Origin of the sequence: Capnocytophaga sp. CM59 (assembly GCF_000293175.1) — a bacterium.
GTDB classification, from domain to species: domain Bacteria; phylum Bacteroidota; class Bacteroidia; order Flavobacteriales; family Flavobacteriaceae; genus Capnocytophaga; species Capnocytophaga granulosa.
The window spans coordinates 14,251-31,541 of sequence record NZ_ALNN01000024.1; the positions used below are offsets into that span (position 1 = coordinate 14,251).

Sequence of the window (17,291 nt, forward strand, 5' to 3'; positions counted from 1 at the left end):
TCAAAAGAAAAAGAATATCCCTTTTTCTCTTTATCCTGCCATTACAGACTCTATAAATACCAATTTTTGATTTTTCCATCTGAATCTCCAATAAGTAGTACTTCCCAAAATTATCACCCAGTAGGAATATAACCTTTAAATATTAATTGTGAATTTTCCCAAGTAAACGACCAAATGTAAGCTCCTTGAAGAGGAGAAGCTGAATCTATTTCATTTTCATAAAATGTCTTAGGAAGTTTTTCTTCTTCTGCCTTTTTTGAGTATTCAAGAAAAATCCAATAAATCAGAATCTCATTATCTTCTATAGATATATAATATTGATGTGTTTTTTTGAAATTATCAACCTCTACGCTATAATACCCTTGATTTTTAATCCAATGAATATCATCTATATCTATTTTAGCAATGGTTTTACTAAAATGCTCATTATAGTTGCCTTGGGGAATAGGACTATTGCCTTTTAGGGTTTCTGCTTTTAAACTTCGCAATGCTTCTAATAGTCTTTCTCTATCAGCTTTTAGTATTGCCGTGCGTTCTTGAAATAGCTTTACATTTTGCTCTTCCACTGCGTTGAGTTTCACCTTACTATTGTCACTCACAGGCTTATACCACGGTTTTTCATTAAAGTAATTGCTTATTTCGTAGTCTTTAAACTTATAGCCTTTGCGAGCGTAGAGGTCGTTAGTGAGGAAACGCAATTCATCTATGCTCAATTTGCTGATCTGTTGTTCCTTAATCACTTGGGTAGCACAAGTGGCGCAATCTTTTAGCTGTGCCGTAGCGCTTAATGAGAATAACGCTATTGATAAAAAGTATAGGTGTTTCATATAGTCTCTAAACAGATTTGTTTTCTTTCTTGGTGACACTTCTTAGCAATATATATCCCAAAGCCCCTGCAAGTATAGAGGCCGTTAGAATAGCAAATTTGGCTGCATCTTGTAGTTCATGTTCCTTAAAGGAAAGCAAGGAGATAAAGATAGACATGGTAAAGCCTATCCCTCCCAATAGCCCTACGCCTATCATGTGTATCCAACGACTGGCATGGGGCAAAGTGCTTATCTTTAGCTTAACGGCTATAAAGGAGAAAAGATTGATCCCTATGAGTTTGCCCAAGATAAGCCCTAAAACAACTCCTACTCCCAAAGAAGAGGATAATCCCTCTATCATACCTGACTTATAGGTGATATTGGTATTGGCCAAGGCAAAAACAGGCATAATGATATAGCCTACAGGGATTTGTAGGGCATGTTCCAGCTTTTCTGAAGGAGATTTTTTACCTTTTTCCGCATTAGCAGGCATAGTAAAGGCCAAAATAACCCCTGCTATAGTAGCATGTATTCCTGAATGGTGCATACAATACCACAAGAGTACTCCTAAAAGCAAGTAAAATACGATTTTTCTCACCTTAAGATAGTTCAACAGGCATAATACAGCTATGATTCCCCCACTATAGAGCAGATAACTCCAATGAATCGCATTGGTATAGAAGAGGGCAATCACTACAATAGCCCCTAAGTCATCTACTATGGATAGGGCTGCTAAAAAGACCTTAATCGCTATAGGCACCCTTCTGCCCAACATAGAGATGACCGCCAAGGAAAAGGCAATATCTGTAGCCATAGGAATCGCCCAGCCCTTGCTATAAGGCGTCCCATAATTTAGTACCTTAATATGATAACCAATAAAAAAACACTTCGGAATGTAATCTTATTTAGCTTGGTAGCCATCTCTTGCGGATGGATAGGTGTTGGAGTAAACCAGTTATTAGGCGAACCCTCTAATTTAGAGTCTTTGGGATCAGGGATTTTTATTGCTACGCCTATTGTGTGTATGATTTTGCTACGCCTTTTGGGTGGCAATGGTTGGAAAGATTTCCCTTTAAAACCTCGTTTCAAGCAAAACACCCGCTGGTATATCTTTGCTATTGCAGTCTATCCCGTAGTTATTGGTATAACACTGTTTGTTGGCAGTCTATTAGGTTGGGTAGATGTGAGCAAGTTTAGCGTTGCTGCTTATTTCCCTGTTTTTGCTGCTGCTTTCTTACCCATTTTTATCAAAAATATCTTTGAAGAGACGGCTTTTCGAGGCTATCTCACTGTAAAAATGGAACAACTCACCAAAAACGAATGGGTGATTTATTTAGTGGTGGCATTCGTATGCCAAATATGGCACTTGCCATACAATCTTATATTCTTAGACGATGCTTATCAGGCAACCTTCTTCCCTTATAGCAAAGTGTTATTTGTTTTGGTGAGCTTTGTAGTCATTGCTGTTTGGACAATAATGTACACCGAAATTTTCTTTCTCTCGCGTTCACTCTTATTGGTAGTTTTGATGCACTCAATGAAAGACGTTCTTAACCCTCTCATTTCAGAAGGATTTACTGTTATTTCAACCGATAAAACACTTTTAGTATCTCCTCTTTTTGGTCTAATTCCAACATTGACATACTTGGCTATAAGCTTATATTTGAGAAAAATACGCAAAAGTAAAGGGTATCTTCATTCATAATGAATAAAATTGTATAAACCAAAATATTAGCAATATGAACAAAAATAATGAAATGCCAGTAAATGCTGGCTGCTGGGACAAGATCTTCCCCAAAAGCGATAAGGTTGAATATAAAAAGGTCTCGTTTAAAAACCGCTATGGGATTACCCTTATTGGCGATTTGTATTTCCCGAAAAATAGCGAAGATAAGAAGCTCGCCGCGCTTGCTGTTTGTGGAGGATTTGGAGCTGTAAAAGAACAAGCTTCAGGATTTTATGCACAAACAATGGCTGAGAGAGGTTTTGTAGCCTTAGCTTTTGACCCTTCCTATACAGGCGAAAGTGGTGGTGAACCTCGCAATGTAGCCTCTCCTGATATTAATACTGAAGACTTTTCGGCTGCGGTGGATTGTTTAGGCCTTCAACCCTTTGTCGATAGAGAAAGAATAGGAATTATTGGTATCTGTGGTTGGGGTGGCTTTGCGCTCAATGCTACGGCTATTGATACACGTATCAAGGCAGTAGCTACCATGGTAATGTACGACATGTCCCGTGTTTTCAGCAAAGGATATTTTGATGCCAATACGCCTGAAATGCGTCTGGAAATGAAGCGTTCGCTCAATGCTATTCGTTGGACGGATGCCGAGACAGGAACTCCTTCCCCTGGTTATCCTATGCCGGAGGCTCCTTCTGATAAAGTGCCTCAATTCTTGAATGATTATATTGAGTTTTACAAAACACCACGAGGCTTCCACGAGCGTTCCGTTTCCAATCATGTTTGGACAGCCACTACATTGCTTTCATTTATGAATTTTCCATTGTTAGCCTATGTGAACGAAATTGAGGTACCTACTCTTATGATTGCAGGAGAAAATGCTCATTCACGTTATATGAGTGAAGATGCTTACAAATTAATTGGTGCCGAGAAGAAAGAACTTTTTATTGTCCCCAATGCCCGTCATACTGATTTTTACGACAATCAAGCTGGTATAATTCCGTTTGATAAGCTGGAAACATTCTTTAGTGAAAATCTTCAATAAAATAAAGTCATAAAGAATAAGTTTTAAGCTAATATTTCTTGAAATAGGGAGACTGAAAGTAGTTATTTTTGTGTTTTGCATAAAACCAACTATTTTCAGTCCCCCTTTTGTTTTTGATTTGAGAATGTAGGCAAATAGTAAGAGCCAACTACAAACCCCAGTAAGCGTGTTTCTTATAGGTTGTGCTTGAGATTTGCTTTCAAACTTTAGCTAAATTAAAAAAGAATCACTATCTTTGCAGAAACTAAGTAACAAACAAGAACAATTCTTATTTTTTGTACAGAACACACATTATATAGAAACCTTATGAAACACTTACTTATTTTATTCTTTCTCCTTACGGCCAATACCTTTGCGCAAGGGCCTTTTGGAGATTATGCCGTGGTGAAGGACAAAGACGGCTATGTAAACATTCGTGCTAAAGAGAACGTAAAAAGCCAAATTGTAGGTACATTGCCGAACAATACACTTATATACACTTTCTTTGGTGATGATGAACCTAATCCTTCTAACTGGGTATATGAAAAGAATGGTTATATACACAAAAGCCGTCTAAAAAAGATAAATGAATTTCCTTCTATAGGTAAAGAGAAAGAAACAGAGAATAGTATTACTATTGCCGATAAAGGCATCAGCGTAACCCTTACCCAACAGAAATTTGACAAAACCAAACACAAGATTACCAAGAAAAAACATAAAGAGTATAGTGAGTATATTATTGATGGAAAGAGAGCTCAAGGGTTAGACGGTGATTTGTTTTTACCTGAGGATCATTACAAGAGTATTATTGTAACTATCAACGGCAAAAACGTACCTATCCCTAAAAGTGCTTATGATGATTTGTACGAAGTAGCTATGTATACTGATAATAATGCGGTATATTATGACAAAGAGGAAGATACAATTTACATTATTGCCCATAATGGTAGTGGCGCTTTTTCTTACGAAGTGTGCTGGCAAATAGTAAAAGGCGAGTACAAAACTCGCATTATAGGAGAACCATAGTTTAAGAGTTTGTAGTAATTTAAAAAAATGCGAACAGTGTTCGCACAATTCAGAATTGCAAAACTAAGATTTAGAAATCACTGATTTATAAATTATAAACATCTAAAAATCAATATAATGGGAGAAATTTCAGCTGATTATATAATAGAGATAAAAGCTATTTTGACAGAGGCACGCTCACAGGCTTATAAGGCTATTAATATGGCAATGGTGAATGCCTATTGGAAAATAGGGCGACGTATTGTGTTAGAAGAACAAAATGGAAAGGAGCGTGCCGAGTATGGCAAAGAAATCATAAAAAACTTATCTGGAGTCCTTACAGCTGAGTTTGGTAAAGGTTTTAGTAAACGATCTTTGTGGGAAATGAGGCAATTCTACATCCTTTTTTCAGATTATCAAAAAGTGCGAACACTGTTCGCACAATTGAGTTGGTCTCATTTTCAACGTGTTATAAAGGTTCAGGATGAAAAAGCTCGTACCTATTACCTCACCGAAGCAGCCCAAAACATGTGGTCAGTACGTACGCTTGATCGTAATATTTCTACCCTTTATTACAATAGACTTATTGCAAGCCAAGAGAAAGAATTGGTCATACAAGAGATGAAAGAAAAAACAGCTAACTTACAAGTTACTGAATTTATTAAGAATCCTACTGTATTAGAATTCTTAAATTTACCTACAAATCTTTCTTATACAGAAACAGAGTTAGAGAAAGCTCTTATTGATAATTTGCAAAAGTTCATAATGGAGTTGGGGAAAGGCTTTGCTTTTGTAGCTCGACAGGAACATATACGCACTGAACTGAGTGACTTTTACATTGATTTAGTTTTCTATAATTATATTCTAAAATGTTTTGTAATAATAGAATTAAAGACTGAAAAACTTACGCATCAGGATATAGGACAATTAGATATGTATGTGAGAATGTATGACGATTTGAAAAAACAAGAAGGAGATAATCCTACGATTGGCTTATTACTCTGTACAGAGACAGATAGTGTCGTGGCTAAGTATTCCGTATTGCATGAAAATCCTCAGTTATTTGCCAGTAAATATGTTGATTATTTGCCTACAGAGGAAGAGCTGGTCAGAGAAATAGAACAACAAAAGAGCTTCTTAGAGCAAACAAAGAATAATAATTGAGCCTTTAATTCCCTTAAAATTGCAAAACAGCTATGAAACACTTATTTATTTTATTCTTCCTCCTTACGACCAACGTCTTTGCACAAGGTCCTTTTGGAGATTATGCCGTAGTAAAAGACAAAGACGGCTATGTAAACATTCGCGCTAAAGAAAGCGTAAAAAGCAAAATTGTAGGTACTTTGCCTAACAATACACTTGTGTATGGTTTCTTTGATAAAGAATATAACCCTACTAACTGGATTGAAGTTGATAAAGGGTATGTGCATCAAAGTCGCTTGAAAAAAATATTTGACTTTCGTGCTATAGAAGGAAAAGTGCAAGGCAATAGTGTTATTTTTGATGATAAGGACGTAAAAGTGACCATTACCAAACAGAAGTTCGACAAAACCAAGCACAAGATTACTAAGAAAGGCCAGGGAAGTTATGAACAATTAATCATTGATGGTAAAGAAATAATATATGGATGGGACGGTTCACTAGCTCAAGACCATTACAAAAGTATTACTGTAACTATGAAAGGCAAAAATGTACCTATCCCTAAAAGTGCTTATGATGATTTGTATGAAATTTCCTATTTTAGCAGTTCCATATACTACGATGAGGAAGCGGAGGCACTTTATATTTATGCAGTTAATGGCGAAGCTGGTTTAGCTTACCAAGTGTGCTGGCAAATAGTAAAAGACAAGTACATAACCCGTATTATAGGACAACTTTAATGATGTAACTAAAATTACCAAATATATGACACCAACAAATAATAAACTTAAAGTACAAGATGTTGAAATAAATATCAGAGTGATTAATGAAGCTGATTATATAAGTTTAATTCCCCTGAATTCGGGGGAATTAAAAATGAAGCAGGGGTTAATCGCTTCTATAGTATTGAAGAACGTTTTAAAATTTTAGTAGAAACCATTAAAGAACAACGTGCTGTTTTAGACAAAGTAGATTACCTTAAATCTATTAAAAAACTTTCAAATGAAACTTATACAAGTATGGAAAGCAACAAACAGCTTGATAAATAGCTTGTTATCAATTATCTATTGGATATGAAACACTTACTTATTTTATTTTTTCTCCTTACGACCAATGCCTTTGCACAAGGTCCTTTTGGAGATTATGCCGTAGTAAAAGACAAAGACGGCTATGTGAACATTCGCGCTAAAGAAAGCGTAAAAAGCAAAATTGTAGGTACTTTGCCTAATAATACACTTGTATACGCTTTATTTGATACTACACAAGATGAAACTGGTGAAGAGATATTTTTTAATTGGATTGCTGTAGATAAAGGGTATGTACATAAAAGTCGCCTAAAGATGATAGGCGAATTTCCTTCTATTGGCAAAGGTAAAGAGCAAGGCAATAGTATCACCATTGCTGGTAAAGGCATTAGTGTAACTATTACTACCCAAAAGTTTGATAAAACCAAACATAAGATTACCGAGAAAAAACACAAATATTACGAGGAGTTAATCATTGATGGTAAGAGAGCTCAAGGTGCAGACTTTATTCCTGAAACCCACTACAAGAGTATTGTGGTTAATATTAATGGTAAAAATGTTTCTATTCCCAAAAGTGCCTATGATGATTTGTACCAAGTATGGGTACATCCGTATAATAATGAGGTATATTATGATAAAGAAGACGATGTACTCTATATCTTCGTTCGCTGTGGTGATGGTGCTTATGCTTACAAAGTGTGCTGGCAAATAGTAAAAGGTGAGTATAAAACCCGTATCATTGGAGAACCTTTCTAGTCTCACAGAATTTGCTAATCTGCTAATTTTCTAATTCACTAATTAACATTATGAACATACAAAATCTTTTTAAAATAGCGTGGCGCGCCTTTTGCTTAACAAAACAAGGGCTATGCTTACGATGCAGGGCATCATCATTGGGGTGGACTCAGTGATAACAATGCTTGCCATTGGCGAGGGCTCTGGTGTGAATACCGAATATTTGTCCATACTGCGAATGGAGTGTAGCTGAGGGGAGTATGTTTGGTGAAGATGAGATTACTAATTTTGCCAATAGGTAATTAGAAATAATAAGAACTGATGAAAATAAGTTTACAAAATAGACAATTTAGGATTTGGAAGTATTCCATTAGTCATTCTATGTTGTTAATAAGAAGCTGTAAGAACGCGTTTTTTTCTAACAACATACACTTTTATTTTGCTGATGTAAAACTCATAAAATTTCATCAGTTTTTTCGAGCAGAGGTACTTACTTCGTATATAGCTGATGAGGATATGGATATTTTAGAAGAGTGTAACAAAGCGAATATTCCTTTTAACGAAGAGCAAATCTTTGTTTTCAGAGGAGAACAGCAAAAATGTTATATTATTGCTTCTATTTTTCAAATGGAAGAAAACACAAATGAATTTATGGAAGTAGCGTTTTGATATGGAAAAACAAGTACATTTTATTCCTTTCAATATAGAAGATAAATTTCCTTTTCGGTTGGAGTTTATTGAAAAGACAGTTTTCAAAAACACCTATTTTCAGATAACTTACTTAAAGTTTAAGAGGCGTATAGATACCCCTGATGAGCAACAATTATTGAGCTACTTTATAGAAAAGAATTTAGATGAAAACACTAAAGCTGTATGTCGCATTTTAGATTTTACAGAATTGATTTTCAACACTGTTCCTAATATAAGAGAGGAAGTCATTATCTCACTTCAAAAAGTATTTTCCAATCCTTTTACAAGCAAACTGGATGCTATCAATTTTTTGATAGAAAAGAACATCAAAAAGTTTCCCAATGCCTCATATAAGCATTATGAGCAATTGCCTAAAATGGAAAAATTAGAACGAGATAGCCAGCTAAGCAAAGTAACAATAGAAACATTTCTATCTGAAAATGATACTATTGGAATGCTTAAGCTTGTAGGTATTTATCCTTATAAAGGAAGTTTAGAGGCTAATTATATTCAGAACAGCATAGATATATTTGTAGAACTGACTCCTATACAAGCACTTATAGTAGATATTACCGATTTCAGTTTAGAATGGGATAACGATTTGTGTGACCTAAAACCTACCAATCCTAAATATCATCATATACCCATCTATTATTTGGATAAAGAAAAACGTGATTTTATGTCAGAACACAATAATATGATCCTCAATCTAAATGAAATTAATGGATTATAAGAATTTTGAAAAGAATTACAGAAATGAATACTATAACAGACCTCACAACTATTTGTGCCATACTTAAAGAATTCAAAGCGGATAGTGTTCTTCTGACTCAGTATACTCCTACATTTAGGAGAGTAGTGCTATACCTTACAAAAAAGGACACAACAGCAACCTTATATCTTATAGTCATAGGGAGTAAATATATACAAGGAAATTTCAGTTGGCATAATCCTTCTTTTGAGATTACCTATAATGAAATAACCCAAGAAAGCCTTATTGAAGATAAGGCAAATGGGTTTTGTCTTACCTGTGATGGAGGGATTATACTTGTAGAGAGTACTAAAGGAAGTAATTTTGAAATTATACAATGAAACAATGTATTTGTAACCAGTTAGCTGATATTGTAGAGGGGGAATCAATTAAAAACTTTCAAGGTAAAATAGCTTATAAAGAGATAGCTTTTTATCCTACACAATGGGTTACCCTTTATAGATGTGAATGTTGCTATACATTTTGGAAAGAAGCCTATAGAGCAACAGGACACGGTGAAGTACCATTTCTGATGAAAATAACTTTACCTCCTTGTGCTACAACAGAAGACCTGCGAAAATGTATGGTTGTTGTTCGAGAAATATTAGATTGCAAAGCTATTACTGTTAGTGATGAGCAGTGCCAAGCCATAACTTTAGAAGTTATGGGGATTTCTTATGCCAAAGGAGGAGACTATTGCTCAGAAACTATTAAGAGTTTTGCTGAAGGTTATTTGAAAACAGTTGAAATATGAAAAAAATCCTCACAACTTATGGGAAACTCCTTTATATAGGGCTATTTGTAGCACTGTATGGGCTTTTCCGCTATAAGCCTGCACTTACTGAGCAGTGGTATAGCACAGGGCTTTATCCCTATATAGGCAGGACAGTACGTTTTTTGCTCGGTTGGATTCCTTTTTCTGTGGGGGATGTGCTCTATACAATACTTCCCTTGGGGGCACTGTACTATATCATTAGGTATTTTAGGCAGCTACGTAAGACTCCTCTTTGTTTCCTTAGGAAAGTAGGGGAGGGTCTCGTTCTAGTGGTGAGCTTGTTTTATTTTCTTTGGGGGTTCAACTATTATAGACAACCCTTATCAGTACAATTGGGTTGGGATTTTTCTTATACCGAGGCAGAACTAGAGCAGGCAACTCAAAGACTTATCAAGGAGGCCAATGCCTTACACGAACAATTAGAACCCTTAGCATCACAGGCGGCGAAGATGCCTTTTACTCCAACACAGGTATATGAGAGAATCCCTCAGGGATACAAGGTGCTTTCGTATAAGTTTCCCAGATTTATGCTCTATACGTCCAGTCTTAAATCGTCCTTATATAGCAAAGTGCTTACCTATATGGGCTATAGTGGCTATCTGAATCCTTTTACAGGAGAGGCACAGGTGAATGCCTTGGCTACTCATTATAGCTTTCCTGTAACAGCTGCCCATGAGGTGGCACACCAATTGGGCTATGCCTCGGAAAAGGAAGCCAATTTTATTGGTTTTTTGGCTACTTATCACCATAAGGAGCCCTATTTTAGGTATAGTGCCATTCTTTTTGCCTTACGCTATTGTATGAAAGAAGTAAGACAGCTATCACCAGAGCAGCATGACGCTTATAAAGCACAACTACGAGTAGGGATTCTAGAAAACTATACCGAGGCTTATCGCTTTTGGACACAGTATGAAAACCCTATGGAAGAGGTTTTCAAACAAAGTTATGATACTTTCCTTAAGGCCAATGCCCAAGAAGGAGGCATACAGAATTACGATTATGTAACAGGTATGCTTATCTACTACCTTACCCATATAGATAAGTGAGAGAGGACTTTAGAAAAGTCCGTGTATAGAGGTATCTATACGCTGGATAACTTCTCCTAAGTCCTCTTGGTTTTGTACAAAATCTACCCTATCTACATCTACAATGAGGAGTTTTCCTCTGTCATAGCTGCGAATCCAGTCTTCATAACGCTCATTGAGCTTGTTGAGGTAGTCTATAGAGATACTACTTTCGTATTCGCGACCTCTCTTTTGGATCTGATTGACCAGATTAGCAATAGAACTTCTTAGGTAAATCAGTAGGTCAGGAGGTTGTATAAAACGCTCCATTAGCTCAAAGAGAGATAGGTAATTGCGAAAATCTCGCTCGGCCATCAGTCCCATAGCATGCAAGTTGGGGGCAAAGATATAAGCGTCCTCGTAGATGGTTCTATCTTGGATAAAATCCTTCTTACTCTGGCGAATATCAATGATTTGGCGGAAGCGACTATTGAGGAAAAACACCTGTAGGTTAAAGCTCCATCGCTCCATATTGGCATAGAAATCGTCCAAGTAAGGATTGTCCGATACATCTTCGTAATGTGCCTCCCACTTATAATGCTTGGCAAGTAGGGCGGTCAAGGTAGTCTTGCCCGCCCCTATATTTCCAGCAATAGCAAAGTGCATGTTACTTCTTATTTTCTTCGTCCAACATACACTTAATCATAGACGTATTCTTGATACTCTGAATGGTGAAGGCACTCTGTATATTGGAGATGATATCCAATTTGGAGATTTTATGCACCACAAAGTTTTGGTAATCCTTCATGTCTCTGAGGATGAGCTTGAGTAAGAAGTCATAAGGGCCAGCCATGTAATAGGCCTCTTGTACTTCATCAAGGCTGCGGACATATTGTTCGAACTCCTCAAAGAGTGTCTCTTGGTGGCGGATGAGCTTCACTTGGCAATAAGCCACAAGGGTCTTGCCTAAGGCATCGGGATTGACTACGGCTACATAGTTCTGAATTACATTGAGGGCTTCGAGCTTCTTGATACGCTCATGTACAGGAGTGATAGAAAGATTTACTTTCTTGGCCAATTCCTTTACAGATTGTTTGCTATCTCTTTGTAATTCGTCTAATAGAATCAAATCAATTTGGTCAAATGTTATCATATTCGTGTATTTGTCGGCAAAGATACGATTTTATAGTTAATTATTCTACTTTTATCCATTCTCCAGCATTGCGGGTGTTGTACTTGATGTTGTACATAGCCTCGGCATGGGTACCAGGGAGGTAATATTGCCCTTTGTACGAAGCATTGAACTTGAGGGTAAATGTCTTGGTTTCCCCTGCGGATAATCCGAAATATATATTAGCTCTATCATCTCGGATATCGGCATAATCCCATCGGCTGCTATCGGTATCATAGTCGGTGTATCGTGTATTGATAATCTCCCAACCTGAGGGGACAAACTGGGTAAGAGCTACATTGGTTACTCTACTTTGTGTGGTATTGGTAACCGAGATAGTACAAGTAAAGTTGGTTCCTTGTGGCAGAGAAGCTACCGAGAGTTTTCCATTCTTGGAGGTATAAGAGGTGGAGATCTTAAGGCCATTCTCTTGTACCAATTCCTTACCTACAGGTGGAATACCACTGGTAACCACACGTGCATAGAGGGTTACCCCCGACTTGTTCTGTAGGGCAATCTTGTGGTTTCCAAGGGAAGCGGAGAGTACCTTGGAGGCATAGCCACTAGGGCTATTGGAGAGCGTAGCACTTTCCTTGCCGAGCTGATAGTTGAGTGTCCAGTTCTTACCTGTCTTGTTCTTAGCCACATAACGAGCCATAGCATAGAGGCTGTAGGCGGTTGTCTGGGTACTAAGCCATTCGGAAGAGGAGAGTCTATCGGAGATCTCCAAGGCCAGATCAGCAGCCAATTCCGCTTTTCCCAGTAGCAGGGCTGTTTCTAGCCCCATAGCCTGATTTCGTAGGGTAGAGCCATAGCTGAAATAGTCATCTTCCTCACTATCGAGCTTTACCTTGCTGAATAAGGATTCGGCAACTTTCTTCTGACCAGCTAGGGCATAGGCAGCCGCTAAGCGAGCACGAGCCGCATTGCTTACCATAGAGGTGGACATCTCCCTGAGCCTATTCATGGAGGCTATATCGGCACTATTGGCCAAGGCCAAAGTATAGAGGCGATAGGCCTGCTCAAAGGTAGAGGATTCTCCTTTGTATACCCAATTGCGTGCCATCATCTTCTGATAGCTCAGCCATTTGGCTTTGCTACCAGCAGGCAAGGAGAAACCTCGCTTCTCGGCTTCTATATAGAACTGACCTATGTAGGAGGTTGCCCAATCGTCGGGATAGTCAGCACCTTGCCAGTAGGAGAAACCTCCATTAGGCAGCTGATTTTCAGAGAGCTTGCGTATGGTGGCGCTTACATTCTGTTGTACTTCCTGTTGTTGCTTAGTGGTGAGTGTCTCAAAATCAGCCAAGTACAACTGAGGGAAGCCCTTTGAGGTCAGCTGTTCGGCACAACCATGAGGGTAGTCTATTAGGTATTTCAAGCGTTGGGAGAGGTTCACTCCAGGGAAAGAGGATACTTCCAAGACACTAGTATAGGTGCCTTTTTCTCCAAATACTTCAAAACCAATATTTTGAGAAGCGTTAGGTTGTAGTACTGCACTCTTTACCTGATATACTTTAGGATTAGGGTTATACACATCCATTTCTACCTCATAGGTAGATTTTTCAGCTCCTGCGGTGGCCTCTACTGTTACCTTACCGATACCCGTTTCATTGACCTTGAGGGAGAAATAAGCCATTTTCTCAGCGGGTTCTGTGAAGGACAATTGTTGTTGCCCTTGACTACTAAGAGAGAATTTCTCATTGGTCTTTACACGAACAGTCACGTTTTTCACCTGTTTTTCATTGGCAAAAACAGTGACAGGTAGGGTAATGGTTTCCCCTGGTACGGCTTTTCTTGGCAAGGAGGCCAATACCATCACAGGACTCTTAATCGTGGCGGTCTTTTCTGCACAACCAAAGGCGTTAGCGTTAACATCGGAGGCCACTACCATCACACGAGCCGAACCTATGTAGTTAGGAATATCTATTTGATGAGTTTGACTTCCGCCCTTGAGGGTGAAAGGCCCTTGTACAATGGTGAGTGGCTTGAATCGGTTGGCCTTTTTAGCCTTGCCTACCCCTAAGTCTTCGTCACCTCCTATACTGAATATCTGGTTAATAGTACCTCCAAAGGCACCGATGACATCGTTATAGATATCCCATGTTTTCACTCCTAAGGCTGTTTTGGCAAAGAAGGTATTCCAAGGGTTAGGTGTTTTGAATCGGGTAAGATCAAGCAGTCCATCCTCCACGATCGCCAAGGAGTAGGTCATAGGTTTGCCTGATTTTTCTCTGACCTTGATAGTTACTTGTTTTTCAGGGCGTAATACCTCAGGCATCTCTATAACAGGTTCTAGCTTGGTTTTAGGATTATATACCGAGATGGGAGCGATACCATAGAGGCGGATTGGCGCATCGTTTTGGGTCTGTGCATGCGGTTGCAAGAGTGTTACATACAGATAAGCATTAGGTGCCATCTCTTCAGTAACAGGTACTTGATAGGTAGTTTTACCCTTTTGGGTATTGACCCAATAGGTGTTGAGTACCTTGCTGCCATTCTCTACCGAGATGAGTGCACGCCCATCGGTATCGGAAGGGAAGGAGATCACCACTTTCTCTCCTACCTTATAGTCTTTCTTATCGGTGGAGAGCATGAGCATGGTGGCTTCTACCCCTGCATCTTCGTCATTGTCTCCCCATGAGTAAAAGCGAGCATCAATACCAGCCTCGTGGTTGCTCTGGCTGTCTTCGGCTAAGAAGAAATAGCGACCAGAGGCACCTCTTTCAATATTGACATTGAAAATAGCCTTTCCATCCCCACCTGTGGTTGCTTCTAAGGTAAAGGCAGGGGTTTTGGAATCGGAGGCATTGTAGGTGGAGATGTTGTAATCGGAAACGTCCCACCACCAGTTTTTATCCAATTTGTAGGCGTAGAGCTTCACCCTGTGGCCACTGATAGGTTTTCCTCTCTCGGAAAGTACCACAGTTTGGAACTTAGCAGGCTTGCCTGTCTCATAGTAATAGCTATCGTTAGGCGCCTTGATTCCCACATAAGATGAGAAAGGAGAATAAGTAGCCGAAGTAACATCGGTACTAAAGTCACCACCTTGCTCATTGGCTTGGGTCAAGAGGTTGATTTTCAGCATTTGAGAAGCGTCCTTCAATTCCTTGGGCAAGAAGAAGAACGAAGCCTTTCCTTGTTCGTCGGTGTTTCCGCTGAATACAGCAATTTCCTCAGAGGAAAACTCAAAAGATGTATTGTGGAAGGTATAGCTTTCGTAGCCCTTGAAAGGCTTGGACTTAGGATAGATTTTTCCTGTAATATCCACTTTTATATTACCAGCAGGTACCCCTTGTAGCCAATCCACTTGTAAGGAAGCGTTTTCCCCTTCGCTGGAGATAAATTTCTCAGATAGACTGTTGTTGATTTTCAGTCTATTAGGCTTTATGGTCTCTACTTTAATGGTCTTGGAGTAGGAGGCGCTACCCACAGTGATTTGGCAAGTCCAGTTGCCTGTAGGGGCATCGGGGCTTGTCTTGAGGTTGAATAGATAATGGTTCTCAGGGGTGGTGGTCTTGACCAATTGCTGTACTACCTTTCCGTTGGGATCGGAGAAAGTGAGCTTGATAGGCAGGCTTTCGGGTAGCTTATTGGCAAAATCATTGAAAATGAAGCCCACTGAGATATTATCCCCAGGGCGCCATACTCCGCGTTCGGTATAGATAAAGGCATTGCGTCCTTTTTCAAGTTCCAAGCCATCTACTTCGTACTTGCTCACCGATTGGGAGGAGCCATCGTCTACCTTGGCATAGGTGGTATTCTTGTCCTTTTGAGCGATGACAAAGTACGCACGCTTGGCGGTGGTAACTACCGCTTTTCCATCGGAGTTGGTGGAGGCTTCTGCAATTTTTTGTTGTTGGTAATCAAAGAGTTCTACCTTAGCACCGCTTACAGGAGCAGTGGTGAGCAGATTATTGACTACCACCATATAGTCGTTGTTCTGACCACGCTTAACCAGTACCCCTAAGTCAGTGGCCAAGATATTGGTTTCTACATATTTTTCATAATAGTAGCTACTCTTACAAGGGTCATCTCTTTCGTCCCAGTTATAGTCGTCATAGTAGTCGTCATCATAATCACTGATGCTTTCTTCGCCTATAGGTAAGTTTTCTTCCTTGATAGGTTTTTTATCATCATTACAATTGAGGGCATATTCCTTCTTGAAATCTATTTTGACACGATAGATAGCGCCGGGTTCAGGGGAGATGAGCTTAGAGAGGTCTATGGCATGAGTACTCCACTTGGAGAGTGAGCCATTGCCAAGCCCATGGATAGGTACCACCTTACGGGCGATAGTAGCTCCTACACGGCGTAAGTTATAAGAACCACCTAGGTTGTTATCCTGTAAGAATTGCAAGATGTTGTTCTGATAGATTTTCATCACGCTCACCTCTACCGCTTTGAGGTTGATAGTCTGGAAATTCACCTTTAGGTTCTGGGAGCTGGGCAGTATGGTACCATTGCGAACAAAGCGTACTTCAGGTTTGATAGGGTCAAACTCTATTTTGCCTGTATAATCATAGGTCATACGCTCACCATATTGGCTTCTGATACCTTGGAAAGCCTTGATGGTGATTTCTTTTTCAAAATTTTCATCGGCATAGAGCTTGAGGGTGTTACCAGAGATGGAGTATCTGAGATCTCCTTTGTATTCAGGTACAGTGACCAGTCCCCTAAGGTCTTGTTTCTTATCCAAGGGGGCAGAGAAAGTCATGCTGAAAGAATTGTGTTCACCTTCATTTTGAAGGAGTTGCACCACACCGAACTGGTTATTGGTAGGAATGGTCAGGGAGTTTTCCCCTTCACTTTCTATATTATGACTACTACCATCCCAAGTGATGCGCAGGGTCTGTTGCTCGTCCTTGGGAGCGGGGATACTATCCACAATAAAAGCAATGCGAGTAGCACTCTCGGTTGCCTGTGGTTTTATACGAAGGTTTTGTCCGTCAATAGTAGCGGAAACCAACTCAGGGAGCATCTCAGGGGAGATGTTGTCGCTGGCTTCCAGATAAGCATTGAGGAAATAATAGTCTCGGCTATAGGACTGTAAATCACGTATATTGACCTCAAAGAGGAGACTTTGGGTACGTACATGGAAGTAGAAACTTTTTAAGTCCTTCTTCACATCAAAGAGCTTATCCAAGTGTAGTGTAACGCCATATTCCTTGTTGTGCTCCAAGGATTCGTTAGGGACAAACTTGAGCAAGCTACCCTCAAAAATCACCTTACCCTCCACTGCGGGAGAGAATTCGAAGAGCTTGGAGGTATCCAAATCCTTCAAGCGCTCTTCGCTTAGGGCTTCAGTGAGGATTACTTCAATAGGGCCATTGGCGGGAATAGTTCCAGCACTAAAGCCTGTGATATACTCTCTAAAGAGCGCAGGGTCACTGTCCTTATGGCCATTGTTTTTGGAGCAAGCCACCAATAGGAGGCAAGCCATGAGGTAGGAAAGAAAGTTCTTCATAATGCTATATTTAATAATGT

Annotated in this window: 15 protein-coding genes and 2 pseudogenes; 12 read left to right on the forward strand and 5 right to left on the reverse strand. The window is 39.3% G+C overall.

Features of this window, described 5'->3' with window-relative positions:
* Positions 1–113 precede the first annotated feature (113 nt).
* Entirely contained in the window at positions 114–827 is a 714-nt protein-coding gene (locus tag HMPREF1154_RS06885) for a YARHG domain-containing protein (RefSeq protein ID WP_009641858.1), read from the reverse strand.
* 7 nt (positions 828–834) lie between these two features.
* Positions 835–1,665, reverse strand: a pseudogene (gene nhaA, locus HMPREF1154_RS06890) (Na+/H+ antiporter NhaA); the annotation flags it as partial.
* Positions 1,666–1,671: 6 nt separating this feature from the next.
* On the opposite strand from nhaA, the gene HMPREF1154_RS06895 reads away from it, so the two are divergent.
* From HMPREF1154_RS06895 to HMPREF1154_RS06945, 12 genes and pseudogenes are all read left to right on the forward strand, one after another.
* Positions 1,672–2,511 (forward strand): CPBP family glutamic-type intramembrane protease, encoded by an 840-nt coding sequence (locus HMPREF1154_RS06895; protein ID WP_009641868.1) that lies wholly within the window; start codon positions 1,672–1,674, stop codon positions 2,509–2,511.
* 34 nt (positions 2,512–2,545) lie between these two features.
* A complete protein-coding gene (locus HMPREF1154_RS06900) occupies positions 2,546–3,529 on the forward strand; it encodes an alpha/beta hydrolase (protein WP_034567062.1) in 984 nt (327 codons plus the stop codon).
* 306 nt (positions 3,530–3,835) lie between these two features.
* Positions 3,836–4,534, forward strand: a complete 699-nt coding sequence (locus tag HMPREF1154_RS06905; RefSeq protein ID WP_009641863.1) for a hypothetical protein — start codon at positions 3,836–3,838, stop codon at positions 4,532–4,534.
* A 117-nt stretch (positions 4,535–4,651) separates the two neighbouring features.
* Positions 4,652–5,677, forward strand: coding sequence for a PDDEXK nuclease domain-containing protein (locus tag HMPREF1154_RS06910; RefSeq protein WP_009641845.1), 1,026 nt, complete (start codon positions 4,652–4,654; stop codon positions 5,675–5,677).
* A gap of 32 nt (positions 5,678–5,709) precedes the next feature.
* A complete protein-coding gene (locus tag HMPREF1154_RS06915; RefSeq protein WP_009641874.1) occupies positions 5,710–6,393 on the forward strand; it encodes an SH3 domain-containing protein in 684 nt (227 codons plus the stop codon).
* A 333-nt stretch (positions 6,394–6,726) separates the two neighbouring features.
* Positions 6,727–7,434 carry a hypothetical protein gene (locus tag HMPREF1154_RS06920; RefSeq protein WP_009641856.1) on the forward strand — a complete coding sequence of 236 codons (708 nt, stop codon included), beginning with the start codon at positions 6,727–6,729 and terminating at the stop codon, positions 7,432–7,434.
* A gap of 50 nt (positions 7,435–7,484) precedes the next feature.
* A pseudogene (locus HMPREF1154_RS13110) lies at positions 7,485–7,706 on the forward strand (ABC transporter permease); the annotation flags it as partial.
* A gap of 223 nt (positions 7,707–7,929) precedes the next feature.
* Complete coding sequence (locus HMPREF1154_RS13330) at positions 7,930–8,082, forward strand: hypothetical protein (RefSeq protein ID WP_009641846.1); 153 nt, start codon at positions 7,930–7,932, stop codon at positions 8,080–8,082.
* Between the two features lies 1 nt (position 8,083).
* Positions 8,084–8,836 carry a hypothetical protein gene (locus HMPREF1154_RS06930; protein WP_009641851.1) on the forward strand — a complete coding sequence of 251 codons (753 nt, stop codon included), beginning with the start codon at positions 8,084–8,086 and terminating at the stop codon, positions 8,834–8,836.
* A gap of 23 nt (positions 8,837–8,859) precedes the next feature.
* Positions 8,860–9,195 (forward strand): hypothetical protein, encoded by a 336-nt coding sequence (locus HMPREF1154_RS06935; RefSeq protein WP_034567067.1) that lies wholly within the window; start codon positions 8,860–8,862, stop codon positions 9,193–9,195.
* Positions 9,196–9,386: 191 nt separating this feature from the next.
* Positions 9,387–9,608: a hypothetical protein gene (locus HMPREF1154_RS13870; protein WP_009641871.1), complete on the forward strand. Its 222-nt coding sequence runs from the start codon at positions 9,387–9,389 to the stop codon at positions 9,606–9,608.
* A complete protein-coding gene (locus HMPREF1154_RS06945) occupies positions 9,605–10,675 on the forward strand; it encodes a DUF3810 domain-containing protein (RefSeq protein WP_009641859.1) in 1,071 nt (356 codons plus the stop codon). Before HMPREF1154_RS13870 ends, HMPREF1154_RS06945 begins: the two co-directional genes overlap by 4 nt.
* A gap of 9 nt (positions 10,676–10,684) precedes the next feature.
* Here the strand turns inward: HMPREF1154_RS06945 and HMPREF1154_RS06950 are convergent, their stop codons facing one another.
* Genes HMPREF1154_RS06950 through HMPREF1154_RS06960 form a run of 3 tightly spaced genes read right to left on the reverse strand, consistent with a single transcriptional unit; the run spans position 10,685 to position 17,271 of the window.
* Positions 10,685–11,299: a deoxynucleoside kinase gene (locus tag HMPREF1154_RS06950; RefSeq protein WP_009641861.1), complete on the reverse strand. Its 615-nt coding sequence runs from the start codon at positions 11,297–11,299 to the stop codon at positions 10,685–10,687.
* Position 11,300: 1 nt separating this feature from the next.
* The gene (locus HMPREF1154_RS06955) at positions 11,301–11,786 is read right to left on the reverse strand and encodes an Lrp/AsnC family transcriptional regulator (RefSeq protein ID WP_009641853.1); all 486 of its coding nucleotides are present in this window, start codon (positions 11,784–11,786) and stop codon (positions 11,301–11,303) included.
* Positions 11,787–11,826: 40 nt separating this feature from the next.
* Positions 11,827–17,271 (reverse strand): alpha-2-macroglobulin family protein, encoded by a 5,445-nt coding sequence (locus HMPREF1154_RS06960; protein ID WP_009641855.1) that lies wholly within the window; start codon positions 17,269–17,271, stop codon positions 11,827–11,829.
* Between the last annotated feature and the right edge of the window lie 20 nt (positions 17,272–17,291).

What these genes read in the sequence shown, in the direction of transcription:
- HMPREF1154_RS06930 (WP_009641851.1), top strand. Translation starts at nt 8,084, where the DNA reads ATGGAAAAACAAGTACATTTTATTCCTTTCAATATAGAAGATAAATTT.
- HMPREF1154_RS06905 (WP_009641863.1), top strand. Translation starts at nt 3,836, where the DNA reads ATGAAACACTTACTTATTTTATTCTTTCTCCTTACGGCCAATACCTTT.
- HMPREF1154_RS06885 (WP_009641858.1), bottom strand. Translation starts at nt 827, where the DNA reads ATGAAACACCTATACTTTTTATCAATAGCGTTATTCTCATTAAGCGCT.
- HMPREF1154_RS06955 (WP_009641853.1), bottom strand. Translation starts at nt 11,786, where the DNA reads ATGATAACATTTGACCAAATTGATTTGATTCTATTAGACGAATTACAA.
- HMPREF1154_RS13870 (WP_009641871.1), top strand. Translation starts at nt 9,387, where the DNA reads ATGAAAATAACTTTACCTCCTTGTGCTACAACAGAAGACCTGCGAAAA.
- HMPREF1154_RS06935 (WP_034567067.1), top strand. Translation starts at nt 8,860, where the DNA reads ATGAATACTATAACAGACCTCACAACTATTTGTGCCATACTTAAAGAA.
- HMPREF1154_RS06945 (WP_009641859.1), top strand. Translation starts at nt 9,605, where the DNA reads ATGAAAAAAATCCTCACAACTTATGGGAAACTCCTTTATATAGGGCTA.
- HMPREF1154_RS06950 (WP_009641861.1), bottom strand. Translation starts at nt 11,299, where the DNA reads ATGCACTTTGCTATTGCTGGAAATATAGGGGCGGGCAAGACTACCTTG.
- HMPREF1154_RS13330 (WP_009641846.1), top strand. Translation starts at nt 7,930, where the DNA reads ATGGATATTTTAGAAGAGTGTAACAAAGCGAATATTCCTTTTAACGAA.
- HMPREF1154_RS06910 (WP_009641845.1), top strand. Translation starts at nt 4,652, where the DNA reads ATGGGAGAAATTTCAGCTGATTATATAATAGAGATAAAAGCTATTTTG.
- HMPREF1154_RS06920 (WP_009641856.1), top strand. Translation starts at nt 6,727, where the DNA reads ATGAAACACTTACTTATTTTATTTTTTCTCCTTACGACCAATGCCTTT.
- HMPREF1154_RS06915 (WP_009641874.1), top strand. Translation starts at nt 5,710, where the DNA reads ATGAAACACTTATTTATTTTATTCTTCCTCCTTACGACCAACGTCTTT.
- HMPREF1154_RS06960 (WP_009641855.1), bottom strand. Translation starts at nt 17,271, where the DNA reads ATGAAGAACTTTCTTTCCTACCTCATGGCTTGCCTCCTATTGGTGGCT.
- HMPREF1154_RS06900 (WP_034567062.1), top strand. Translation starts at nt 2,546, where the DNA reads ATGAACAAAAATAATGAAATGCCAGTAAATGCTGGCTGCTGGGACAAG.
- HMPREF1154_RS06895 (WP_009641868.1), top strand. Translation starts at nt 1,672, where the DNA reads ATGATAACCAATAAAAAAACACTTCGGAATGTAATCTTATTTAGCTTG.